This window comes from Pseudomonas sp. St316, from assembly GCF_018325905.1.
Taxonomy (GTDB): domain Bacteria; phylum Pseudomonadota; class Gammaproteobacteria; order Pseudomonadales; family Pseudomonadaceae; genus Aquipseudomonas.
Genome location: NZ_AP021901.1, coordinates 6,000,860 through 6,022,531 on the forward strand (window position 1 = coordinate 6,000,860; position 21,672 = coordinate 6,022,531).

Below are 21,672 nucleotides of genomic sequence, written 5' to 3' on the forward strand. Positions count from 1 at the left end.
GCGCAAGCGCATGACGCCCGGATAGGTGGAGGAGTGTGACCAGACGCTGGGGCGAGCCCCGTAGGAGCTGCCGGAGGCTGCGATCTTTTGATCTTTCACTCCAGACTCAAGTGTCTGGGGAAAGATCGCAGCCTCGTTTCACTCGACAGCTCCTACACAGCGCCTACGTTGAGGCGCCCTGAAAACGTCGCAGATCGAGCGTGAGCGGAAACTCGTCATCCATGGCCAGGCTGGGTATCGGAAGTTTCCCAGGTGTGTGTCCGAGACGGAAGAAACGCGCCATCCGCCGGCTCTCGGCCTCGTTGGCATTGACCGGCAGGCTGTCGTAGTTGCGCCCACCGGGATGGGCCACGTGATACTGACAGCCGCCCACGGAACGTTGCATCCAGGTGTCGAGCAAATCGAAGACCAACGGCGCATGCACCGGGATGGTCGGTTGCAGGCAGTTGGCCGGTTGCCAGGCGCGGAAACGCACCCCGGCGACGAACTCGCCGACCCGGCCGGTGGGTTGCAAGGGCACGGGCACACCATTGCAGGTCAGCAGGTAGCGTTGCGGCGCCAGGCCGCTGAGCTTGACCTGCAAGCGCTCCAGGGAGGAATCCACATAACGCACGGTGCCGCCCACGGCGCCCTCTTCCCCCAGCACATGCCAAGGCTCGAGGGCTTGGCGCAATTGCAGCTCGATGCCGCTGACCGCGTAATCGCCCACCTTGGGGAAGCGGAACTCCAGGTGCGCGGCGAACCACTCGGCCCGTAGCGGGTAGCCGGCGGCGTTCAGTTCATGGATGACGTCGGCAAAATCCTGCTCGATAAAGTGCGGCAACAGGAAGCGGTCATGCAGCTCGGTGCCCCAGCGCGCCAGTTTCGCTGGCGCATAAGGCTCACGCCAGAACCGCGCCACCAGCGCCCGCAGCAGTAACTGCTGGGCCAGGCTCATGCGGGCGTGGGGTGGCATCTCGAAAGCACGCAACTCCAACAGGCCGAGACGCCCGGTGGCGCCGTCCGGCGAATAGAGCTTGTCGATGCAGAATTCGGCACGGTGCGTATTGCCGGTCACGTCGATCAACAGGTTGCGCAACAGGCGATCGACCAACCACGGTGGGCATTCCTCGCCGGGCTGTGGCATTTGCGCGAAAGCGATTTCCAGTTCGTACAACGCGTCGTTGCGCGCCTCATCCACGCGAGGCGCCTGGGAGGTCGGGCCGATGAACAATCCGGAAAACAGGTAGGACAACGACGGGTGGTTATGCCAATAACTGATCAGGCTGCGCAGCAGGTCGGGACGCCGCAGAAACGGTGAGTCAGCCGGTGTCGCGCCACCCAGCACGAAATGGTTACCGCCGCCGGTGCCAGTGTGCCGGCCATCGATCATGAATTTCTCGGTGGTCAGTCGGGTCTGTCGCGCTTCTTCGTATAAAAATTCAGTGCGCTCGACCAACTCGTCCCAGGTCGCCGAGGGTTGCACGTTGACCTCGATCACACCCGGGTCGGGGGTGATGCGGAAATTGCCCAGGCGCGGGTCGCTCGGCGGCTCGTAGCCTTCCAACAAGACCGGGCAGTGCAACTCTTCAGCCGTTGCCTCGATGGCACTGACCAGTTCCAGGTAATCCTCGACCCGCTCCAGTGGCGGCATGAACAGGTAGAGCCGGCCATCGCGGGCCTCGGCACAGAAGGCGGTGCGGGTCAGCCAGTCGGCGGATTTGTCGATCTCCGGGACACGCTCCTGCTCGGCCGCCGGCTCGCCGTGACGCGCCAGTTGCTCGGTGCCGGGCAACTCGGGCAAGTCCTGGTTCGGATCGGTGGGATGGATGAACGGGTACTCGGCCGCCGTTACCCAAGGCTGGGACGCCAGTGGCAGTCGATAGCCCAGGGGCGAATCCCCCGGCACCAGGCGGCAGTGGTTGTCGCGCAGGTACCAGCGACCGCTTTGCCATTGATCGCCCTTGGCGGTACGGGCCAATGGCAGGACTTGGCCGATGACCTTGTCCAGGCCCTGGCTGAAGACCTTGCGCAACCGTGCACGCTCCAGGGCGTCCTCCAGGCGCGGGTCCTGGGCCGTGACATTGGAAGGCAATGCACCTTCGCGCCAGAGGTAATAGAAGTTGTCTTCGTAGGCCGGAAACACGAATCGCGCGGGAATTTTCAAACGCTCGGCAACGCTCGCCAGGAAACGCCCGGCCAGTTCGCCATCGGCGCCGTAGTCCTCCTGCTCATCGGCGATCAACGCACTGTTGTGCCAGATCGGCACCCCGTCGCGCCGCCAATAGCAGTTGAGCGACCAGCGCGGCAATTGCTCGCCGGGGTACCACTTGCCCTGGCCGAAATGCACCAGCCCCTGGGGCGCATAGTGCTTGCGCATGCGCTGGAACAGCTCGGCGGAGAGCCGGCGCTTGTCCGGCCCGAGGGCGGCGGTGTTCCACTCGGCACCGTCCGGGTCATCGATGGAGACAAAAGTCGGTTCACCGCCCATGGTCAGGCGCACGTCGCCCTCCAACAGGTCGGCGTCGATCTGGCGCCCCAGTGCCTGGATCGCCAGCCACTGTGCGTCGGTGTAAGGCTTGGTCACCCGCGGCGCTTCCCAGACCCGCTCGACGGACATTTCGTGGCTGAACTCACACTCGCAAGGCTCCACCAAGCCGCTGATCGGGGCCGCCGAGGACGGATCGGGACTACAGGCCAGCGGTATGTGGCCTTCACCGGCGAACAGCCCGGACGTCGCATCCAGGCCGATCCAGCCGGCACCGGGCAAGTAGACCTCGCACCAGGCATGCAGGTCGGTAAAGTCCACCTCGGTGCCGGACGGGCCATCGAGGCTTTTCACATCGGCGGTCAACTGGATCAGGTACCCAGACACGAACCGCGCCGCCAGGCCGAGGTTGCGCAACAACTGCACCAACAGCCAGGCCGAGTCGCGGCAGGAGCCGGACGCGTGCTCCAGGGTGTGCTCCGGCGTCTGCACGCCGGGCTCCATGCGGATCAGGTAGTTGATGTCTTCGCTCAAGCGCTGGTTGAGCGCCACCAGGAAATCCACCGCCGGCAATGGCGTGCGGTCGATGCCGTCCAGATACGCCTGGAACCTCGGCGTCAGCGGCAGGGTTTCCAGGTAGGGCGCCAGCTCCTTGCGCTCATCGGCGGCGTAGGCGAACGGGATCTTTTCGGCGTAGGGCTCGAGGAAAAAGTCGAACGGATTGAACACCGCCATTTCCGCCAGCAGATCGACCTCGATCCGCAGCTCCTCGGTTTTCTCGGGGAACACCAGCCGCGCCAGGTAGTTGCCCTGGGGGTCCTGCTGCCAGTTGATGAAATGCTGCTCGGGCGAAACCTTCAGCGCATAGGAAAGAATCCGCGTGCGGCTGTGGGCCGCCGGGCGCAGGCGAACGATCTGCGGGCCGAGTTCGACAGCGCGGTCGTAGCGGTAATGCGTGACGTGATGCAATGCGACATGGATCGACACGACGTGCCTCCTGCGAGCCTGGGCGTTATCGAAAGCGGCGCAAGACTTATGCCATGCAGGCAGGCCGGACACTTTCTTTGTCTACTCAAGGCAGTAGAGCACTAAAAACGCGCGATGCCCGTATTCATCTGTAAAGGAATGCACATAAATGCGGCGCGACCGGCGTGAATCGACTCAGCGACGCGGGCGGGAAGCCTTGGCGGCCTGGATGATCAGCGCGCGTTGGCGGCGGATGTCGACGAGTTTGCTGCGCATTTCCCGGTGGCGCTTGCTGTTGAGCAGTAGCAGTCCTAGTAACGGAAACAATAGACCTGTCATATAGACGATGGGATGCGGCTCGTAACCATAAGTGGGAACGACCGTGAGGAAGCAAAGCACGTAGAACGCGACGATCACCCGGAAACCCCATGACCGCCCTCGAATCATTACAAAATGACTCAAAGCCAGGACTGTGGCCAGCGTCAACGCTGCCAGAAACGAATATTTCGCCCGTTCCGGACTGCCTCGAAAATAAGTGCTCGACGCCAACGAAATCGACGCGGATAAAGCGAAACAGGCCAGAAAAAAAGCACAGATGAAGGTTGGAAAATAATGAGCGAGGAAAGCGCCCAAGGAAGACTTTCGATCCATTATTCAACTTCCCCACATAGATCTACGGCGATTGTCCGCTGCCTGTTACCGGGTGATGCCTAACGGGATTTGTGCTTGGCGATAGCGGCTCGGCGCCGGTAACGGAAAGTCCCAACACCACCGCCAATGGCCACACCCAGTGTGGACGTGCACGCGCAAATTCATCGCTGTTCTCGCGAGGACCTGCTCAAAGCTTTCCTCAGGGATTCGCGCTGATGACGAATCTCGACGAGCTGCTGGCGCATCTCCCGCTGCCTTGCGCTTTGCAATAACAACAAGCCAAGAACAGGGAACAGTACCGCCAAGCCGTAAAGCGCTCGATGGGGAGCGTAGGCAATCATTGGCAGTACAAACACCAGACAACAAACAAACACCCCAACCAGCAACCATACCCAGCGCGGCCGCCCCCAAAGGACCATCAGGTTACCGTGCGCCACCAACAGCGTAACCGCTGCACCCCCAGCATGATGTAAGCACCGCTTTGAGCTAGAGGCCACGATCGGAAATAGGTTATGAAAGCCAGCGAGATAGCCAAGGCAACTGAAATGTAAGCCGCAAAAATACCGGCAATAAACCCAATAAGATGTCTTTGGAAGAAACCTCGAAGTGTAAGTTCGTTGTTCATTCATCAAACTCTTCGTACAGGCCAATAGCGATAGTCTTGACATTGCCTGATAGGGCGCTCCCGCTCAGCCCGATAGCGGCCCCAAGCGAATCCTTGATTTGGGTAATAGTGCCGTGCTTGAGTTCGGCGGCCGTGAAGCGCTTGGGTAACTCACCGGCAAGTTGCTTCAGCTTGAGCATTTTTGACGTCAAACGAGGATCATTGATACTCAACAATTCCTTGGTCAGCTTAGCCCGCTCCTGTCGATTCAAGCCCCGCAGCACCTCACGCAGAGTTTTACCGGTAGAAGCCTTGGCAACCCTTACCATTTTGATTGTCGTCAACGCAGAGGCTCCCACGCCGACCAACGAAGCGGCATCCAAGCCGATTGAGGCGTTTTGGTACCACGCCTCACTGTCGAGCCAGTCATTCGTTTGGGGGCTGGCAATTTCGAGGCTGGTGCGAACAAGTCCATTGACGCACTGGAGGCTGCTCGCGCCCGCCGCTGTCCAGGCAATTGCCACCATCACACCACTGGCTCCGGCACTGAACGGGACCAGGATGGTTCCACTGGCAATCACGACCCAGCTGATTACCGCTCCCGCACAAGAAAGTGTCGTGTTCACCGCCTCAATGACTAGACGCGACTCACGTGGATTGCTCTGTACCTGCTGGGCAAATTGCTCCGGCGCTATATATTTCTGCGCCTCGCGCAAGATGATCCGTTTGGGCTTGATGCTGCAAATCGGCTTGAACTCACGCAGAGTCACTACATTGAACTCAGCATCGATATACACCACACCCGCGCCAACGATGCTTGGATCGGCATCAATGGCGGCGAACAGGCGCGACAGGTTGATTTGGCTATCTATGCGGCGACGGGCCATCAACTGGGAGAGGCTGTTGTCCATGCCGATGCCGGGTAACGGAGTGCTCATATGAATCGTCCTTGAGAATCGGAGGGTGCATCGTGACCAAGGCAGAACTGTGGCGAGGGGATTTAACTCCTCGCCACAAGAGGTTTTTTGCCTACTGCGGGGCATGGCCGGGCGCCACGATAACAAACGGCCAGCACCCTCGCTAGAAAGCAAAACGCCAGCACTGAGGCTGGCGTTTTACGTTGTCGCTCAAGGATCAGCGCGGCACGACAGGCTTGCGCGCCGGTTTCGGGCCTTTGCCCTTGGCGGCGTCCTTGCGTTCCTTGGCGGCCTGCTGGTTGCGGGCGAATGCCGCGGCCTTGGCTTGCTCGCGCTTGTCCCACGAGTTGCCGCCGTCGCTGGCGCGCGGTGGCAGGCCGGTGTGCTGGGTCAGGATCTTGGTGGTTTCCTTGCCCACCTTGTGGCTGCCGGCTGGCGTCGAGTTCTTGCGACGAGCGCTCTGGTAGCTGTCGGTGGCCGGCTGGTGCAACGGAATCAATTGGTTCTTGCCCGGCCCGATCAGATCGGCCCGGCCCATACGGGTCAGCGCTTCACGCAGCATCGGCCAACCCTTGGGGTCGTGATAACGCAGGAAGGCCTTGTGCAGGCGGCGCTGCTCCTCGCTCTTGACGATGGTCACCGCGTCGCTCTTGTAGGTGACCTTGCGCAGCGGGTTCTTGCCCGAGTGATACATGGCGGTCGCCGTGGCCATCGGCGACGGATAGAACGCCTGCACCTGGTCGGCGCGGAAACCGTTGCCCTTGAGCCACAGCGCCAGGTTCATCATGTCTTCATCGGTGGTGCCCGGGTGGGCGGCGATGAAGTACGGAATCAGGTACTGCTCTTTCCCGGCTTCCTTGGTGTACTTCTCGAACATCCGCTTGAATTTGTCATAGCTGCCGATGCCCGGCTTCATCATCTGGTTGAGCGGGCCTTCCTCGGTATGCTCCGGCGCGATCTTCAGGTAACCGCCGACGTGGTGGGTCACCAGCTCCTTGACGTATTCCGGCGACTCGACCGCCAGGTCGTAACGCAGGCCGGAGGCAATCAGGATCTTCTTCACCCCAGGCAAGGCCCGGGCGCTGCGGTACAACTGGATCAGCGAAGAATGGTCGGTGTTCAGGTTCGGGCAGATGCCGGGGAACACGCACGACGGCTTACGGCACGCGGATTCGATTTCCGGGCTCTTGCAGGCGATGCGGTACATGTTCGCGGTCGGGCCGCCGAGGTCGGAAATGACGCCGGTGAAGCCTGGGACCTTGTCGCGGATCTCTTCGATTTCGCGAATGATCGACTCTTCGGAACGGTTCTGGATGATCCGACCTTCGTGCTCGGTGATCGAGCAGAACGTGCAGCCGCCAAAGCAGCCACGCATGATGTTCACCGAGAAACGGATCATCTCGTAGGCCGGGATCTTCTCCTTGCCGTACGCCGGATGGGGAACACGTGCGTAAGGCATGCCAAACACGTAGTCCATTTCTTCGGTGGTCATCGGAATGGGCGGCGGGTTGAACCAGACATCAACTTCGCCGTGCTTCTGCACCAACGCACGAGCATTGCCCGGGTTGGTTTCCAGGTGAAGCACGCGGTTGGCGTGGGCGTAGAGCACCGCGTCGCCACGAACCTTTTCCACCGATGGCAGGCGAATCACGGTTTTGTCGCGGGTCATTTTCGGGCTTGCCAGGATCTGCACGACCTTGGCTTCGCTCGGATCTTCAACCGGCCCTTTTTCCTGCTCGATGGCGCAGGCCTGGGTGTCCTGGGTGTTCACGTACGGGTTGATGATCTTGTCGATCTTGCCCGGACGGTCGATGCGCGTGGAATCGACTTCGTACCAGTCTTTAGGCGTATCACGACGGATGAAGGCCGTACCGCGCACGTCGGTGATGTCTTCGATCTTGTGGCCGTAGGACAGGCGCTGGGCGACTTCGACGATCGCCCGCTCGGCGTTGCCGTAGAGCAGGATATCGGCGCAGGCGTCGATCAGGATCGAGTTGCGGACACGGTCCTGCCAGTAATCGTAGTGAGCGATACGGCGCAGCGACGCTTCGATACCACCCAGCACGATCGGCACATGCTTGTAGGCTTCCTTGCAGCGCTGGCTGTAGACCAGGCTCGCACGGTCCGGCCGCTTGCCCGCCATGCCACCCGGGGTGTAGGCGTCGTCGGAGCGAATCTTCTTGTCAGCGGTGTAGCGGTTGATCATCGAGTCCATGTTGCCGGCCGCGACACCGAAAAACAGGTTGGGCTCGCCAAGCTTCATGAAGTCGTCTTTGGACTGCCAGTTCGGCTGGGCAATGATCCCGACGCGAAAGCCCTGGGCTTCCAGCAAACGGCCAATGATCGCCATGCCGAACGACGGGTGATCGACGTAGGCGTCACCGGTCACGATGATGATGTCGCATGAATCCCAGCCGAGCTGATCCATCTCCTCCCTGCTCATGGGCAGGAACGGCGCCGGACCGAAACATTCGGCCCAGTACTTGGGATAGTCAAATAACGGCTTGGCTGCTTGCATGTCGATAACCGGTATAAAAGATGAAAAATCGCGGGCGCGGAATATAGCACAAAAAATAACCAATTCCGACGGCTATGGTCGGAAATTGGTGGCGCACTGTGGGAGCGAGCTTGCTCGCGATGGCGGTGTAACTGTCAGCACATGCGTTGAATGGGCTGTCCCCTTCGCGAGCAAGCTCGCTCCCACAGGTTATTCGTCGTCATCAAAATTGTAGCTACCCGGCGCCAAGTTCTCGAAGCGGGTGTATTTACCGATGAATGCCAGGCGGATGAAACCGATCGGGCCGTTCCGCTGCTTGCCGATGATGATTTCGGCGATGCCCTTGTGCTCCGTCTCCGGGTGATACACCTCGTCTCGGTACACGAACATGATGACGTCGGCGTCCTGCTCGATCGCTCCGGATTCCCGCAAGTCGGAGTTCACCGGACGCTTGTTGGGGCGCTGCTCCAAGGAACGGTTCAACTGGGAAAGCGCCACCACCGGGCAGTTGAATTCCTTGGCCAGGGCCTTGAGGGAACGAGAGATTTCGGAGATCTCGTTGGTCCGGTTGTCGCCGCTGGAACCGGGGATCTGCATCAGTTGCAGGTAGTCGATCATGATCAGGCCGACCTCACCGTGCTCACGTACCAGGCGACGGGTCCGGGCACGCATTTCCGACGGGCTGATACCCGCGGTATCGTCGATGAACAGCTTGCGATCGTTGAGCAGATTGACCGCCGATGTCAGGCGCGGCCAGTCATCGTCTTCCAGTTGGCCGGAACGGACCTTGGTCTGGTCGATACGCCCCAGGGACGAAAGCATACGCATGATCAGCGATTCGCCTGGCATCTCGAGGGAGTACACCAGCACGGCCTTGTCGCTGCGCAGCACGGCGTTTTCCACCAGGTTCATCGCAAAGGTGGTTTTACCCATGGACGGACGGCCGGCGACGATGATCAGGTCGGACGGTTGCAAGCCGCTGGTCTTCTCATCGAGGTCGGTGTAGCCGGTGGACAGGCCGGTGATGGCGTTGTCCGTGTTGAACAAGGTGTCGATGCGGTCGATGGCCTTGGTCAGCAGGTCGTTGACGCTGACCGGGCCGCCGGTTTTCGGCCGGGCCTCGGCGATCTGGAAGATCTGCCGCTCGGCTTCGTCAAGGATCTCGGCGGCGGTGCGGCCTTCCGGGTTGAAGGCGCTGTCGGCGATCTCGGTGCTGATGCCGATCAACTGGCGCAAGGTCGCCCGCTCGCGCACGATCTGCGCATAAGCCTTGATGTTGGCGACCGACGGCGTGTTTTTCGCCAGTTCGCCCAGGTAACCGAGGCCGCCGACCTGGGACGTCTGGCCTTCCTTGTCCAATTGCTCGGACAAGGTCACCACGTCGATCGGCATGTTCTGATCGGCCAGCTTGGCGATCGCACGGAAAATCAGGCGGTGGTCATGCCGGTAGAAATCGCCGTCGGAGACTTGATCGAGCACGCGTTCCCAGGCGTTGTTGTCCAGCATCAGGCCACCGAGCACGGCCTGTTCGGCCTCGATGGAATGCGGAGGCACCTTCAGGGCAGCGGTTTGCAGATCGTATTGCTCGGGAGCGGTGATTTCGTTCATGGCCACTTCTGGTTATGAAAATCAGCAATTGCAGAAAGACAAAGGGCACGACCTGTAAACAGGATCGTGCCCGATGTTACCGGCAAGCACCCGAGGGTGCCAGCCGACAGGTGTTGCTTAGGCTGCTACCACGACAACGCGTACGGTGGCTTCAACTTCGGCGTGCAGGTGCACGGCTACGTCGAATTCGCCTACGTTGCGGATGGTGCCGTTCGGCAGACGAACTTCGCTTTTCGCAACTTCAACGCCAGAGGCGGTCAGTGCGTCAGCGATGTCGTGAGTACCGATCGAACCGAACAGCTTGCCTTCGTCGCCAGCGGTGGCAGTGATGGTCACTTCCAGCTCGGCCAGTTGGGCAGCACGGCTTTCAGCCGAGGTTTTACGGTCTGCGGCAGCTTTTTCCAGCTCAGCACGACGCTCTTCGAACGCAGCCAGGTTGGCAGCGGTCGCAGCGGTGGCTTTGCCGTAAGGCAGCAGGTAGTTACGACCGTAACCGGCCTTAACGTTTACTTTGTCACCCAGGTTGCCCAGGTTGGTGACTTTTTCCAGAAGGATCAGTTGCATGTGAAAATCCTCTAACTTTTAACCTTCACCGTTCGCGTTGTCGGCGTCTTTCGGCGCCATACGACCGCGAAAATCAATCAGGCTGTCAACGATGGCCATGACCACGAGCAACGGACCGAGCAAGTGCATGAAAGGCAACAACGTCACGTACATCCCCACCAGCCAGAATGTGGCCAGTCGTTTCTGCGCCACCAGCCCGTGAATCAGGGCCAGGCCGGCGAAGACCAGCGGTACACTGCACAACGGCAACAGGATCAGTGCATGCAACCCGAAAAACGGAGCCACACACATGACGGCCAGCAGTGACAGCGCCACGCTCTTGGGGAATCGGATGGTGCGAAATTCGCGACCGAAACCACCGGGGTTATACAACGACGCCTGCCAATAGCGCCCAAGAATCAGGCACAGCACGCTAAAGATCTGCGACGATAACGCTATCGAGATGATCATCAGCGGAGCGCTCATGGCGGTGAAAAACGCCTTCTGGTCTGCCGAGAATGTCTCGTAGACCCCACCCATCGCCAGCGGCAGGACGTCCTCGAACGTCTGCGCCAGTGACTCGATGAAGGAACTGAATACAGTTCCCAGGCTCACCGCACACAACAACCCCACGGCCACGCTGCAAAGCAGCACGCGGTTCCAGGTATGTCCGGCGCGCAGAACCAACGCCAGGCCACAAGCCCCGAGCAACACCAGGAGTGTTGTCGGGTCCTTCAGGAAATGCCAGCTCACCAACGCTGACAGCAACCCGATACCCAGGACGCTCAAGGCGTCCGAACCACGCCGCAGGAGCACAAGGCACCCAGCGGCAGCACTCAACCAGAACAACAGCGGCAACGCCGCGGATCCGGCCACAACCAACGTGGCCTGCACACGTCCCCGCATGATGAAGTCAGCTAAGGCGCGCATGCATTCAATCCCTTACTACTCGTCGACTGCCCGGTCTCAGCGGCCGTGGCTGTCGGTGTAGGCCAGCAGGGCCAGGAAGCGGGCGCGCTTGATAGCGGTGGCCAGCTGACGCTGATAACGAGCTTTGGTACCGGTGATACGGCTTGGAACGATTTTGCCGGTCTCGGATACGTAGGCTTTCAGAGTGTTGAGATCTTTGTAATCGATCTCTTTCACGTCTTCAGCGGTGAAGCGGCAGAATTTACGACGACGGAAGAAACGTGCCATGTGATTGGCTCCTTAAAAGGTCCGTGGATTACTCGTCAGCGTTATCGCTGTTGTCGCTGTCGCTATCGCTGTCATCGCCATCGGCGCTGTCAGAGTGCTCAGGACGGTCGCGACGCTCACGGCGCTCACTGCGGTTTTCTTCAGCCTTGAGCATCTCGGATTGGCCGGTGACGGCTTCTTCGCGACGGATGACCAGGTTACGGATCACTGCATCGTTGTAGCGGAAGTTGTCTTCCAGCTCGGCCAGGGCCTTGCCAGTGCACTCAACGTTCAGCATCACGTAGTGAGCCTTGTGAACATTGTTGATTGCGTAGGCCAGTTGACGACGGCCCCAATCTTCCAGACGGTGGATTTTGCCGCCGTCTTCTTCGATCAGCTTGGTGTAACGCTCAACCATGCCGCCGACTTGCTCGCTTTGATCCGGGTGGACCAAAAAGATGATTTCGTAATGACGCATGAATGCTCCTTACGGGTTGTAGCCTGCCGCTCAAAAACGGTCAGACAAGGAGTGAATGACACTTATGGACTTGTGGACGCTAGACACATAAGTGCCTGCCATCACAGCAAGGGGCGCAATTGTAGAGAAGGGTCGAGGACGGCGCAAGGCAATTGGTGATTATTTGAACAATGGCCGATCCTTGCCCTTGCACAAAGCATTGTGGGAGCGAGCTTGCTCGCGATAGCGGCGTACCAGTCAACATGTCTGGCACTGATACTCCGTCATCGCGAGCAAGCTCGCTCCCACAGGGACTTGCTTGGGCCTTACTTTTTCGCAACCGCCTTGACGCTGCGCTGGCGCAGCGCTTCGAACAGGCACACGCCGGTCGCGACCGACACGTTGAGGCTGCTGACGCTGCCGGCCATCGGCAGCTTGACCAGGTAATCGCAGTGCTCGCGGGTCAGGCGGCGCATGCCCTTGCCTTCGGCCCCCATGATCAGGATGGTTGGGCCGGTCAAGTCCTGGTCATAGATGCTGACTTCGGCCTCCCCCGCCGTGCCAACTACCCACAGGCCGCGCTGCTGGAGCTTTTCCAGGGTGCGCGCCAGGTTGGTCACCGCCACCAACGGAATCACTTCCGCCGCGCCGCAGGCCACCTTACGCACTACCGGCGTCAAGGTTGCCGACTTGTCTTTAGGCACGATGACCGCCAACGCACCGGCCGCATCCGCCGAACGCAGGCACGCGCCAAGGTTATGCGGGTCAGTCACGCCGTCCAGCACCAGCAACAGGGGGGCGCCTTCGGTGCGATCGAGCAGTTCGTCGAGCATCGCCTCACCCCAGACCTGGCTCGGGCTTACGTCCGCAACCACACCCTGGTGAACGCCTTCGACCCACACGTCCATTTCACGACGCTCGGCCTGACCGATGGCAACCTTGTTTTGGGTGGCCAGTTCGACCAGCGCTTGCACACGCGGCTCGCTGCGACCTTCCGCCAACCACACTTGCTTGACACGTTTAGGGTGGTGACGCAGCAGTGCTTCTACGGCGTGCACGCCGTAGATTTTTTCCAGACTCATGACTTGGCCTTAGGTTTGCGCGACCCACCGCTTTTCGCTGGGGCCGAACCCGCTTTTGGCGGGCCTTTACGGTGTTTACTTGGCTTGCTCGACGGCTTTTCCGCCCCGTGGGACTTTCCCCCAGACGCCGCTTTACCACCGCTTTTGGCGTCGTTGATCAACTGCTGCTTCAACTCGCGGCTCTTGCGCAGTTCAGCATTTTTCGCCGCAGCGTCGCTGGGACGGTAGGCTTCGGGAGCCTTGTCCTTGGCAGACGAACGGCGACCGGCCTTGGCCGGCTCAGGCTCTGCGGTTTTTGCAGGAGCACCTTTACCCTTGGTCGCAGGCGCTGCGGTCCCGCTGCCACGCTTTTTACGGCCAGTCGGTGCTTCGGCGGGCTTGTCAGACATTCCGAAGTCGATCTTGCGTTCATCGAGGTCGACGCGCATGACCTGCACTTCCACGGTGTCGCCCAGACGGAAGCTGCGACCGGTGCGCTCGCCCGCCAGGCGGTGGTGCACAGGGTCAAAGTGGTAATAATCACCCGGCAAGGCGGTGACGTGCACCAAGCCCTCGACGTAGATGTCGGTCAGCTCGACAAACAAACCAAAGCCGGTCACAGCAGTGATCACGCCCGGGAACGATTCGCCCACGCGGTCTTTCATGAACTCGCACTTGAGCCAGTTCACCACGTCGCGGGTGGCTTCGTCGGCGCGGCGCTCGCTCATGGAGCACTGCTCGCCCAACTGCTCCAGGGCCGCTTCGTCGTACGGATAGATCCGTGCCTTCGGAATGGTCATGGCACCGGCACGCTTGACGTGCGGGGTGTTCTGCTTGGAATGGATCACGCTGCGGATCGCGCGGTGCGTGAGCAGGTCCGGGTAACGGCGAATCGGCGAGGTGAAGTGGGTGTACGCCTCGTAATTCAGACCAAAGTGGCCCTGGTTGTCGGCGCTGTACACCGCCTGGCTCAGGGAGCGCAGCATCACGGTCTGGATCACATGGTAATCCGGACGATCCTTGATGCTGGCCAGCAGTGCCTGGTAGTCCTTCGGCGTCGGGCCTTCCTTGCCTTTGTGCAGGGACAGGCCGAGCTCGCCGAGGAAGGCGCGCAGTTTTTCCAGACGCTCCGGCGGCGGGCCGTCGTGCACGCGGTACAACGCAGGAATCTCGTGCTTCTTGAGGAATTGCGCGGTGGCCACGTTGGCCGCCAGCATGCACTCTTCGATCAGCTTGTGCGCATCGTTACGGGTCGTCGGGGTGATTGCGGCGATCTTGCGCTCGGAACCGAAGACAATCCGGGTTTCCTGGGTCTCAAAATCGATCGCGCCACGCACGTGACGGGCACCCAGCAACACCTTGTACAGCGAGTACAGCTGCTTGAGGTGCGGCACCACGCCAGCGTATTCGGTACGCAGGGCCTTGGCTTCACTGGTCTTCGGCGCTTCCAGGATGGTGCTGACCTTGTTGTAGGTCAGGCGCGCCTGGGAGTGGATCACCGCTTCGTAGAACTGGTAGTCGGTCATTTCGCCGGTTTTGGAGATGGTCATCTCGCACACCATGGCCAAACGGTCGACTTTCGGATTCAGCGAGCACAGCCCGTTGGACAGCTGCTCAGGCAGCATCGGGATCACGCGCTCAGGGAAATACACGGAGTTGCCGCGCACCTGGGCTTCGTTATCCAGGGCCGAACCGATCTTCACGTAGCTGGACACGTCGGCAATCGCGACGAACAACTTCCAGCCGCCGGAGAACAGGCGCAGCTTGCCTGGCTTGGCTTCGCAGTAGACCGCATCGTCGAAGTCGCGGGCGTCTTCGCCGTCGATGGTGACGAACGGCAGATGGCGCAGGTCGATGCGTTTTTCTTTATCTTTCTCTTCAACTTCCGGCTTGAGCTTGGCGGCTTCCTTGAGCACAGCCTCGGGCCAGACGTGAGGAATGTCGTAGGTGCGCAGCGCAACGTCGATCTCCATGCCCGGCGCCATGTAGTTGCCGACCACTTCAACGATATCGCCCTGTGGCTGGAAGCGCGCAGTTGGCCAGTGGGTGATTTTCACCTCGACGAACTGACCCACCTTGGCGGCGCCATTACGGCCCGGGGTAATCAGCACTTCCTGCTGAACCTTCGGGTTATCCGGCACAACAAAACCGATACCACCTTCTTCGAAGTAACGGCCAACGATGGATTCGTGGGCACGGGACACCACTTCCACGATCACGCCTTCCCGGCGACCACGACGGTCCAGGCCGGACACGCGGGCCAGGGCCCGGTCACCGTCGAACACCAGGCGCATTTGCGCCGGGCTCATGAACAGGTCGTCGCTGCCGTCGTCCGGGATCAGGAAACCGAAGCCGTCACGGTGACCGGCGATGCGGCCCAGGATCAGGTCGAGCTTGTCCACCGGCGCATAGGTGCCGCGCCGGGTGTAGATCAGTTGAGCGTCGCGCTCCATGGCGCGCAGACGGCGGCGCAGGGCTTCGAGCTGGTCCTCGGTGGTCAGACCGAACTCTTCGACCAACTGCTCGCGGCTAGCAGGCGAACCCCGATCGGCGAGATGCGCCAGGATCAGTTCGCGGCTAGGAATAGGGTTTTCATATTTTTCCGCTTCACGAGCGGCCTCGGGATCGAGGGACTGCCAATCGGCCATTAGAGAGTTTTCACCTTGTCTATATGCGGGTTAGTTTGGCATAGGCTTAATGAAACGGGAAATTTCAAGCATCCGATCGCTTTTCTAACGTCATTTGGCCTGCCTTTGAAGCCCGGAAAAGCACCACTCGTGAAATTTAGCGGTTTTTTTCTCGGCAGGGGTTTACAGTTAAAAAGACGCTCCGTATAGTGCGCGCCATCGACGACGTACACACGACGCCGATATTGCCCAGATGGTGAAATTGGTAGACACGCCAGCTTCAGGTGCTGGTGACCGCAAGGTCGTGGAAGTTCGAGTCTTCTTCTGGGCACCAATTTCGAGCAACAGGTCAATGGCCTGCTGGCTCAACAAAAACCCGCGAAAGCGGGTTTTTGCATTTTCGCCCCCTGGAATTGCGCTGGGCAATTACTAAAACAAAAACAGGGGTTTACAGATCAAAACGCGCTCCGTATAGTGCGCCACATCAACAGCGGCAACGCTGAAGATGCTGCCCAGATGGTGAAATTGGTAGACACGCCAGCTTCAGGTGCTGGTGACCGCAAGGTCGTGGAAGTTCGAGTCTTCTTCTGGGCACCAATTCAAGTTTCAAGGTTGCGACCTTGAACATCACAGAAACCCGCGAAAGCGGGTTTTTGCGTTTCCGGGGCCCGGAAACGGACGCGAAAATAGCTGAGCCACCGAAATCGCTATCGCGAGCAAGCTCGCTCCCACAGGGATTCATGCCAGACACAAAATCTGCACCCACTGAAAACCAACTGTGGGAGCGAGCCTGCTCGCGATGAGGCCAGCCCAGCCGCCCGATCAAGCCCTTCCACAGGGATTCATGTCGGACACAAAATCTGCATCCACTGAAAATCAACTGCGGGAGCGAGCCTGCTCGCGATGAGGCCAGCCCAGCCGCCCGATCAAGCCCTCCCACAGGGATTCATGTCGGACACAAAATCTGCATCCACTGAATATCAACTGTGGGAGCGAGCCTGCTCGCGATGAGGCCAGCCCAGCCGCCCGATCAAGCCCTCCCACAGGAATGTCGGACACAAAATCTGCATCCATTGAAAATCAACTGTGGGAGCGAGCTTGCTCGCGATGAGGCCAGCCCAGCCGCCCGATCAAGCCCTCCCACAGGAATGTCGGACACAAAATCTGCATCCATTGAAAATCAACTGTGGGAGCGAGCTTGCTCGCGATGAGGCCAGCCCAGCCGCCCGATCAAGCCCTCCCACAGGGATTCATGCCGGACACAAAATCTGCATCCATTGAAAATCAACTGTGGGAGCGAGCTTGCTCGCGATGAGGCCAGCCCAGCCGCCCGATCAAGCCCTCCCACAGGGATTCATGCCGGACACAAAATCTGCATCCATTGAAAATCAACTGTGGGAGCGAGCTTGCTCGCGATGAGGCCAGCCCAGCCGCCCGATCAAGCCCTGAACTGCCCCAGGCTCGCCTTCAACTGCGCCGCCAAACTATCCAACACCTTGCCACTGGCGGTGGTCTCGACCACGGCCTGGGCCGCCTTCTCGGCCTGGGCATGGATGGTTTCCACCCGTCCGCGCACCGCTTGCGCGCCCTGAGCCTGATGAGCCGCGGCCTGAGTCGCCAGGCCGATAGCTGCATGCACCTGCTCTACGGACGCCTGCACCGACTGCTGCAATCGCGCGCTGTCTCGCAGCACCAACAAGCCCTCACTGGCCTGGCGCCCGGCCTGGCCGATAGCGGCCACCGCCTCGCGAGCCCCCTGCTGCAAGGCCACGATATGCGCCTGAATATCGCCCGTTGAGCTTTGGGTCTTACTCGCCAAGGCCCGCACCTCATCCGCCACCACCGCAAACCCGCGCCCGGTTTCCCCGGCACGCGCCGCCTCGATGGCCGCGTTCAAGGCCAGCAAGTTAGTCTGCTCGGCGATGCCGTGAATCACGGTCAACACCACTTCAATCTGTTCGCTCTGCTGCGCCAGGCGCTCGATCACTTTCGCTCCAGTGTCGACCTGACCGGCCAGGGCCTCGATCAAGCCACTGACCTTGGCCGAAGTGCGCGTGTTTTCATCGGTGGCCTGGCGGATCTCCACCACTTGCCGCAGGGCTGCCTGCATCGCCTGGCTTTCCGATTGAGCTTCATCAGCCATTTGCGACAGCGCCCGCAGGCTCTCGGCCACTTCATCACGCTGCATCCCGGCCGCCGCATCGGCACCGGAGTTGCGCAAGGTCATCGCGCCGATTTCCACACCGGTACGCTGGGCCACATCGCCCGCCTCGCGCACGATGGGTTGCAACTTATCCACAAAGCGATTGACCGCCGAGGCCATGTCGCCGATTTCATCCTTGCTGCTGATTTGCACACGCTTGGTCAGGTCACCCTCGCCTGCCGCCAGGTCGTTCATGGCCGCGATCAGCAACTTCAAGCGATTGACCACCCGACGCCCCAGCACCACGGCCAGCAGTACCAGCACGCCGAGGCCTACCAGCGCCAGGCCCAGGCCGATGCGCCAACGCAAGGTGCCCGCCGCGTCCCGCACGGTGCTGGCGGTATTGGTCTGCATTTGCGTCGCCGTAGCCTGGGCCGATTCCAGGCGACCGCGCATGGCGGTGGCGCTGTCGGCCGCCGCCCCCTTGAGGCTGTCGCCGACCAACTGGTCGCTGCTGGCGATCAAGGCCGAGAAGCGTTGGTCCAGCGCCTTGAGGTCGGTTTCAACGGACGCCGTGGAAACCCCCATCAAGACCTTGCCGATCTCTACGCCATTGGGGTTGATCGAGGCTTCGAGGTAATACACCGACGGATCGCTCTTCGCCGCATCCAGCACCTTGTCCAACGCCCGCTCGCCCTTGCCTTTCTCCAACAGCGCTTTATTAATCGGGTTTTCCCGGTTCAGGTAGCGCGTCAGGTGCTCACCCGCAGCGTCGTCATAGATGACGAACAGCACGTTGGGATTGCGCTGGGCCCGACGGGCGAATTCCGAGAGGGTGGGCACGTCGCTGTCCCACATGGCGCGGGGTGCGACGGAAGCCAGGAGTTGCGCCATATCATTGGCGGAGTCCCTCAAGTCCTTCTCCAAGGTCCCACGCAACTGCGCCTGCTCGTCCTTCAGGCGAGTGGACAGCCCGGCGTTCAGCCGCTGGCGGGTATTGGCGGACAGGCTGTCCAGGCTAGACGTGACCTCTCGCCCGGCCTGCTCCAGCTCGGCGGAAAGTTTCTGGCTGTCCGCCCCCAACCGCGCACCCAGGTCAGCTTCCAGCGCCGTGACGGTGCTTCGGGTCAGCGCAACGGCCACCAGCACCTGCACCAAAAGGGCGATACCCAGGGTAACGAACACAGGCCGCAATAAACGGCTTTGTAACAGTGAGAGAACGGCCGACACGTGAAATCCCTCTACCAAACGCCATTAATTTGATGGCACTCGTGAAAGCGGTGCCTTAATGGAGTTGCATAGCAAGTGTCGTGCCGCCCGACTGACAGAAACGACAAAGGGCCCAACGAGGGCCCTTTGTGTTTTACATCAGAGACTTATCAGGCAAACGGGTGACGCAGAACGATGGTTTCGTTGCGGTCCGGCCCCGTCGAAATAATGTCGATCGGCGCACCGACCAACTCTTCGACGCGCTTGATGTAGTTGCGGGCCGCCACTGGCAGCTCTTCCAGGGTCTTGGCGCCCACGGTCGATTCGGTCCAACCTGGCATCTGCTCGTACACCGGCTCCAGGCCGATGTAGCTGTCGGCATCGGTCGGTGCATCGATGACCGCGCCGTCCTGGTTCTTGTAGCCCACGCAGATGTTGATGGTTTCCAGGCCGTCCAGCACGTCCAGCTTGGTCAGGCACAGGCCCGAGATGCTGTTGACGTCGATGGCACGACGCAGGATGACGGCATCGAACCAACCGCAACGACGAGCACGGCCGGTGGTGGCACCGAACTCATGGCCACGCTTGGCCAGGAAAGCACCGACGTCGTCGAACAGCTCAGTCGGGAACGGACCCGAACCGACGCGAGTGGTGTAGGCCTTGGTGATACCCAGGATGTAGTCCAGGTACATCGGACCGAAACCCGAACCCGTGGCGATGCCGCCGGCGGTGGTGTTGGAGCTGGTGACGTACGGGTAGGTACCGTGGTCGATGTCCAGCAGCGAACCCTGGGCGCCCTCGAACATGATGTCCTTGCCAGCGCGACGCAGCTCGTGCAGCTCGGCAGTCACGTCGAGCATCATCGGCTTGAGCAGCTCGGCGTATTCCATGCACTCATCCAGGGTTTTCTGGAAGTCGATGGCCGGTTCTTTGTAGTAATTGACCAGGACAAAGTTGTGGTAGTCCAGCAACTCGCCCAGCTTGGCGGCGAAACGCTCACGGTGGAACAGGTCACCGATGCGCAGGCCACGACGGGCGACTTTATCTTCGTAAGCCGGGCCGATGCCGCGACCGGTGGTGCCGATCTTCAGCTCGCCACGGGCCTTTTCACGGGCCTGGTCCAGCGCAACGTGATAGGACAGGATCAGCGGGCAGGACGGGCTGATACGCAGGCGCTCGCGCACCGGTACGCCTTTTTCTTCCAGCTTGATGATTTCCCGCAGCAAGGCGTCGGGAGCAACCACCACACCGTTGCCGATCAGGCACTGTACGCCTTCGCGCAGCACGCCCGACGGAATCAGGTGCAGGACGGTTTTTTCACCGTCGATCACCAAGGTGTGACCTGCGTTGTGGCCACCCTGGTAGCGCACTACGGCGGCAGCATGTTCGGTCAGCAGATCAACGATCTTGCCTTTGCCCTCATCACCCCACTGGGTGCCCAGGACTACGACATTCTTACCCATAACACTTGTCCTCATTCGCGCAAACTTGGTGCCGGCCGCAGCCGGCAGGAAAACTCAAGAAGCCAGCGGCAATACTTGCCAAAGCCCGTTCTGCTGAATCAATTGCCGGTCGCAGTCCGCTTCACGGGCGGCGGCCAAAGGTTGCCCAGGCAAAGCCTGGACGACACGCTGACCCTCACTGCGCAACTGGCAGACTGCCTGCCAGAGTGCCGCATCCGTACTGTCAGGCATCCAGATACCGCCAGACGGTAGCTCGACTTCAGCACGCCCCAGGGTCACCAGGGTTTTCAAATCGGTAGAGAAACCGGTCGCCGGACGGGCGCGACCGAAGTCGGCACCGATGTCGTCATAACGGCCACCCTGGGCAATGGACTGACCCACGCCCGGGACGAACACAGCAAAGACGACACCCGTGTGGTAGTGATAACCGCGCAACTCACCCAGGTCGAAATACAGCGGCAAGTCGGGGAAACGCACCGACAGACGCTCGGCAATCGCCAGCAAGTCGTCCAGCGCCGCCAACACAGGCGCCGGCGCGTGAGCCAGGCGTTCACGGGCAGCGGCCAACACTTCACGTCCGCCACACAGGTCCACCAGCGCCCGCAGCATGCTCGACAGATCAGCCGGCAGGCCCTCGGTCAGGCTGATGACTTCGTCGATGGCCTTGCGCTGCAGGGCATCGAACAGCTGTTGCTCCACTTCGCCAGACAAACCGGCCGCACGGGCCAGGCCGCGATAGATACCAACATGCCCCAGATCCATGTGGACATCCGGCACGTCAGCCAGTTGCAGCATGGCCAACATCAGGCTGATGACTTCTACGTCGCTGCTCGGACTGGCATCGCCATACAACTCGGCGCCCAGCTGGATCGGGCTGCGCGAAGACGACAAGGCGCGCGGCTGGGCATGCAGCACACTGCCGGCGTAGCACAGGCGGCTCGGACCTTCACGGCGCAAGGTGTGGGCATCGATGCGCGCGACTTGCGGCGTGATGTCGGCACGAAAGCCCATCTGCCGGCCCGACTGCGGGTCGATAACCTTGAAGGTGCGCAGGTCCAGGTCCTGGCCCGCGCCAGTGAGCAGGGATTCCAGGTACTCGATATGCGGGGTAACGACGAACTCGTAACCCCAACTCTGGAACAGATCCAACACCTGCCGACGCGCTACTTCGATACGCGCAGCTTCCGGTGGCAGTACTTCTTCGATGCCATCTGGCAGCAGCCAGCGGTCTACCGTTGCCATTACGCCATTCCCCTATGGTCCGGGCGGCCAGCCCTTGGGCA

General features: G+C 60.7%; 15 protein-coding genes and 2 tRNA genes. 2 read left to right on the plus strand and 15 right to left on the minus strand.

Annotation, left to right across the window (positions count from 1 at the left end; genetic code table 11):
• Positions 1-163: 163 nt before the first annotated feature.
• From KI237_RS26780 to rnr, 12 genes are all read right to left on the minus strand, one after another.
• A complete protein-coding gene (locus KI237_RS26780; RefSeq protein ID WP_212797759.1) occupies positions 164-3,454 on the minus strand; it encodes a transglutaminase family protein in 3,291 nt (1,096 codons plus the stop codon).
• 174 nt (positions 3,455-3,628) lie between these two features.
• The gene (locus KI237_RS26785; protein ID WP_212797760.1) at positions 3,629-4,084 is read right to left on the minus strand and encodes a hypothetical protein; all 456 of its coding nucleotides are present in this window, start codon (positions 4,082-4,084) and stop codon (positions 3,629-3,631) included.
• Positions 4,085-4,502: 418 nt separating this feature from the next.
• On the minus strand, positions 4,503-4,709 hold the full coding sequence (locus tag KI237_RS30660) for a hypothetical protein (RefSeq protein ID WP_249410669.1): 207 nt from the start codon (positions 4,707-4,709) through the stop codon (positions 4,503-4,505).
• A complete protein-coding gene (gene ssp4 / locus KI237_RS26795; RefSeq protein WP_212797761.1) occupies positions 4,706-5,626 on the minus strand; it encodes an Ssp4 family T6SS effector in 921 nt (306 codons plus the stop codon). The genes KI237_RS30660 and ssp4 overlap by 4 nt, the downstream gene beginning before the upstream one ends.
• Before the next feature lie 196 nt (positions 5,627-5,822).
• Positions 5,823-8,123, minus strand: a complete 2,301-nt coding sequence (locus KI237_RS26800; RefSeq protein ID WP_041475693.1) for a YgiQ family radical SAM protein — start codon at positions 8,121-8,123, stop codon at positions 5,823-5,825.
• A gap of 189 nt (positions 8,124-8,312) precedes the next feature.
• Positions 8,313-9,710: a replicative DNA helicase gene (gene dnaB / locus KI237_RS26805; RefSeq protein WP_135843431.1), complete on the minus strand. Its 1,398-nt coding sequence runs from the start codon at positions 9,708-9,710 to the stop codon at positions 8,313-8,315.
• A gap of 117 nt (positions 9,711-9,827) precedes the next feature.
• A complete protein-coding gene (gene rplI / locus KI237_RS26810; protein WP_003197251.1) occupies positions 9,828-10,274 on the minus strand; it encodes a 50S ribosomal protein L9 in 447 nt (148 codons plus the stop codon).
• A gap of 18 nt (positions 10,275-10,292) precedes the next feature.
• Positions 10,293-11,183: a YybS family protein gene (locus KI237_RS26815; RefSeq protein WP_212797762.1), complete on the minus strand. Its 891-nt coding sequence runs from the start codon at positions 11,181-11,183 to the stop codon at positions 10,293-10,295.
• Between the two features lie 36 nt (positions 11,184-11,219).
• On the minus strand, positions 11,220-11,450 hold the full coding sequence (gene rpsR / locus KI237_RS26820; RefSeq protein WP_002551829.1) for a 30S ribosomal protein S18: 231 nt from the start codon (positions 11,448-11,450) through the stop codon (positions 11,220-11,222).
• Positions 11,451-11,478: 28 nt separating this feature from the next.
• Positions 11,479-11,907, minus strand: a complete 429-nt coding sequence (rpsF, locus tag KI237_RS26825; protein ID WP_003186395.1) for a 30S ribosomal protein S6 — start codon at positions 11,905-11,907, stop codon at positions 11,479-11,481.
• 305 nt (positions 11,908-12,212) lie between these two features.
• On the minus strand, positions 12,213-12,968 hold the full coding sequence (gene rlmB / locus KI237_RS26830; RefSeq protein ID WP_212797763.1) for a 23S rRNA (guanosine(2251)-2'-O)-methyltransferase RlmB: 756 nt from the start codon (positions 12,966-12,968) through the stop codon (positions 12,213-12,215).
• Positions 12,965-15,595: a ribonuclease R gene (gene rnr, locus KI237_RS26835; protein ID WP_212797764.1), complete on the minus strand. Its 2,631-nt coding sequence runs from the start codon at positions 15,593-15,595 to the stop codon at positions 12,965-12,967. The genes rlmB and rnr overlap by 4 nt, the downstream gene beginning before the upstream one ends.
• Before the next feature lie 226 nt (positions 15,596-15,821).
• Here rnr and KI237_RS26840 point away from each other — a divergent pair.
• A tRNA-Leu gene (locus KI237_RS26840) sits at positions 15,822-15,908 on the plus strand.
• Between the two features lie 176 nt (positions 15,909-16,084).
• A tRNA-Leu gene (locus KI237_RS26845) sits at positions 16,085-16,171 on the plus strand.
• 841 nt (positions 16,172-17,012) lie between these two features.
• On the opposite strand, the gene KI237_RS26850 is transcribed toward KI237_RS26845, so the two are convergent.
• From KI237_RS26850 to KI237_RS26860, 3 genes are all read right to left on the minus strand, one after another.
• Complete coding sequence (locus KI237_RS26850) at positions 17,013-18,947, minus strand: methyl-accepting chemotaxis protein (RefSeq protein ID WP_212797765.1); 1,935 nt, start codon at positions 18,945-18,947, stop codon at positions 17,013-17,015.
• 149 nt (positions 18,948-19,096) lie between these two features.
• Positions 19,097-20,389 (minus strand): adenylosuccinate synthase, encoded by a 1,293-nt coding sequence (locus tag KI237_RS26855; RefSeq protein WP_003186407.1) that lies wholly within the window; start codon positions 20,387-20,389, stop codon positions 19,097-19,099.
• A 54-nt stretch (positions 20,390-20,443) separates the two neighbouring features.
• A complete protein-coding gene (locus KI237_RS26860) occupies positions 20,444-21,631 on the minus strand; it encodes an ATP phosphoribosyltransferase regulatory subunit (protein WP_212797766.1) in 1,188 nt (395 codons plus the stop codon).
• Positions 21,632-21,672 lie beyond the last annotated feature (41 nt).

Excerpts from the sequence above, each read along its gene's own strand:
- KI237_RS26785 (WP_212797760.1), bottom strand. The coding sequence starts at position 4,084 with ATGGATCGAAAGTCTTCCTTGGGCGCTTTCCTCGCTCATTATTTTCCA.
- KI237_RS30660 (WP_249410669.1), bottom strand. The coding sequence starts at position 4,709 with ATGAACAACGAACTTACACTTCGAGGTTTCTTCCAAAGACATCTTATT.
- ssp4 (WP_212797761.1), bottom strand. The coding sequence starts at position 5,626 with ATGAGCACTCCGTTACCCGGCATCGGCATGGACAACAGCCTCTCCCAG.
- KI237_RS26800 (WP_041475693.1), bottom strand. The coding sequence starts at position 8,123 with ATGCAAGCAGCCAAGCCGTTATTTGACTATCCCAAGTACTGGGCCGAA.
- dnaB (WP_135843431.1), bottom strand. The coding sequence starts at position 9,710 with ATGAACGAAATCACCGCTCCCGAGCAATACGATCTGCAAACCGCTGCC.
- rplI (WP_003197251.1), bottom strand. The coding sequence starts at position 10,274 with ATGCAACTGATCCTTCTGGAAAAAGTCACCAACCTGGGCAACCTGGGT.
- KI237_RS26815 (WP_212797762.1), bottom strand. The coding sequence starts at position 11,183 with ATGCGCGCCTTAGCTGACTTCATCATGCGGGGACGTGTGCAGGCCACG.
- rpsR (WP_002551829.1), bottom strand. The coding sequence starts at position 11,450 with ATGGCACGTTTCTTCCGTCGTCGTAAATTCTGCCGCTTCACCGCTGAA.
- rpsF (WP_003186395.1), bottom strand. The coding sequence starts at position 11,907 with ATGCGTCATTACGAAATCATCTTTTTGGTCCACCCGGATCAAAGCGAG.
- rlmB (WP_212797763.1), bottom strand. The coding sequence starts at position 12,968 with ATGAGTCTGGAAAAAATCTACGGCGTGCACGCCGTAGAAGCACTGCTG.
- rnr (WP_212797764.1), bottom strand. The coding sequence starts at position 15,595 with ATGGCCGATTGGCAGTCCCTCGATCCCGAGGCCGCTCGTGAAGCGGAA.
- KI237_RS26855 (WP_003186407.1), bottom strand. The coding sequence starts at position 20,389 with ATGGGTAAGAATGTCGTAGTCCTGGGCACCCAGTGGGGTGATGAGGGC.
- KI237_RS26860 (WP_212797766.1), bottom strand. The coding sequence starts at position 21,631 with ATGGCAACGGTAGACCGCTGGCTGCTGCCAGATGGCATCGAAGAAGTA.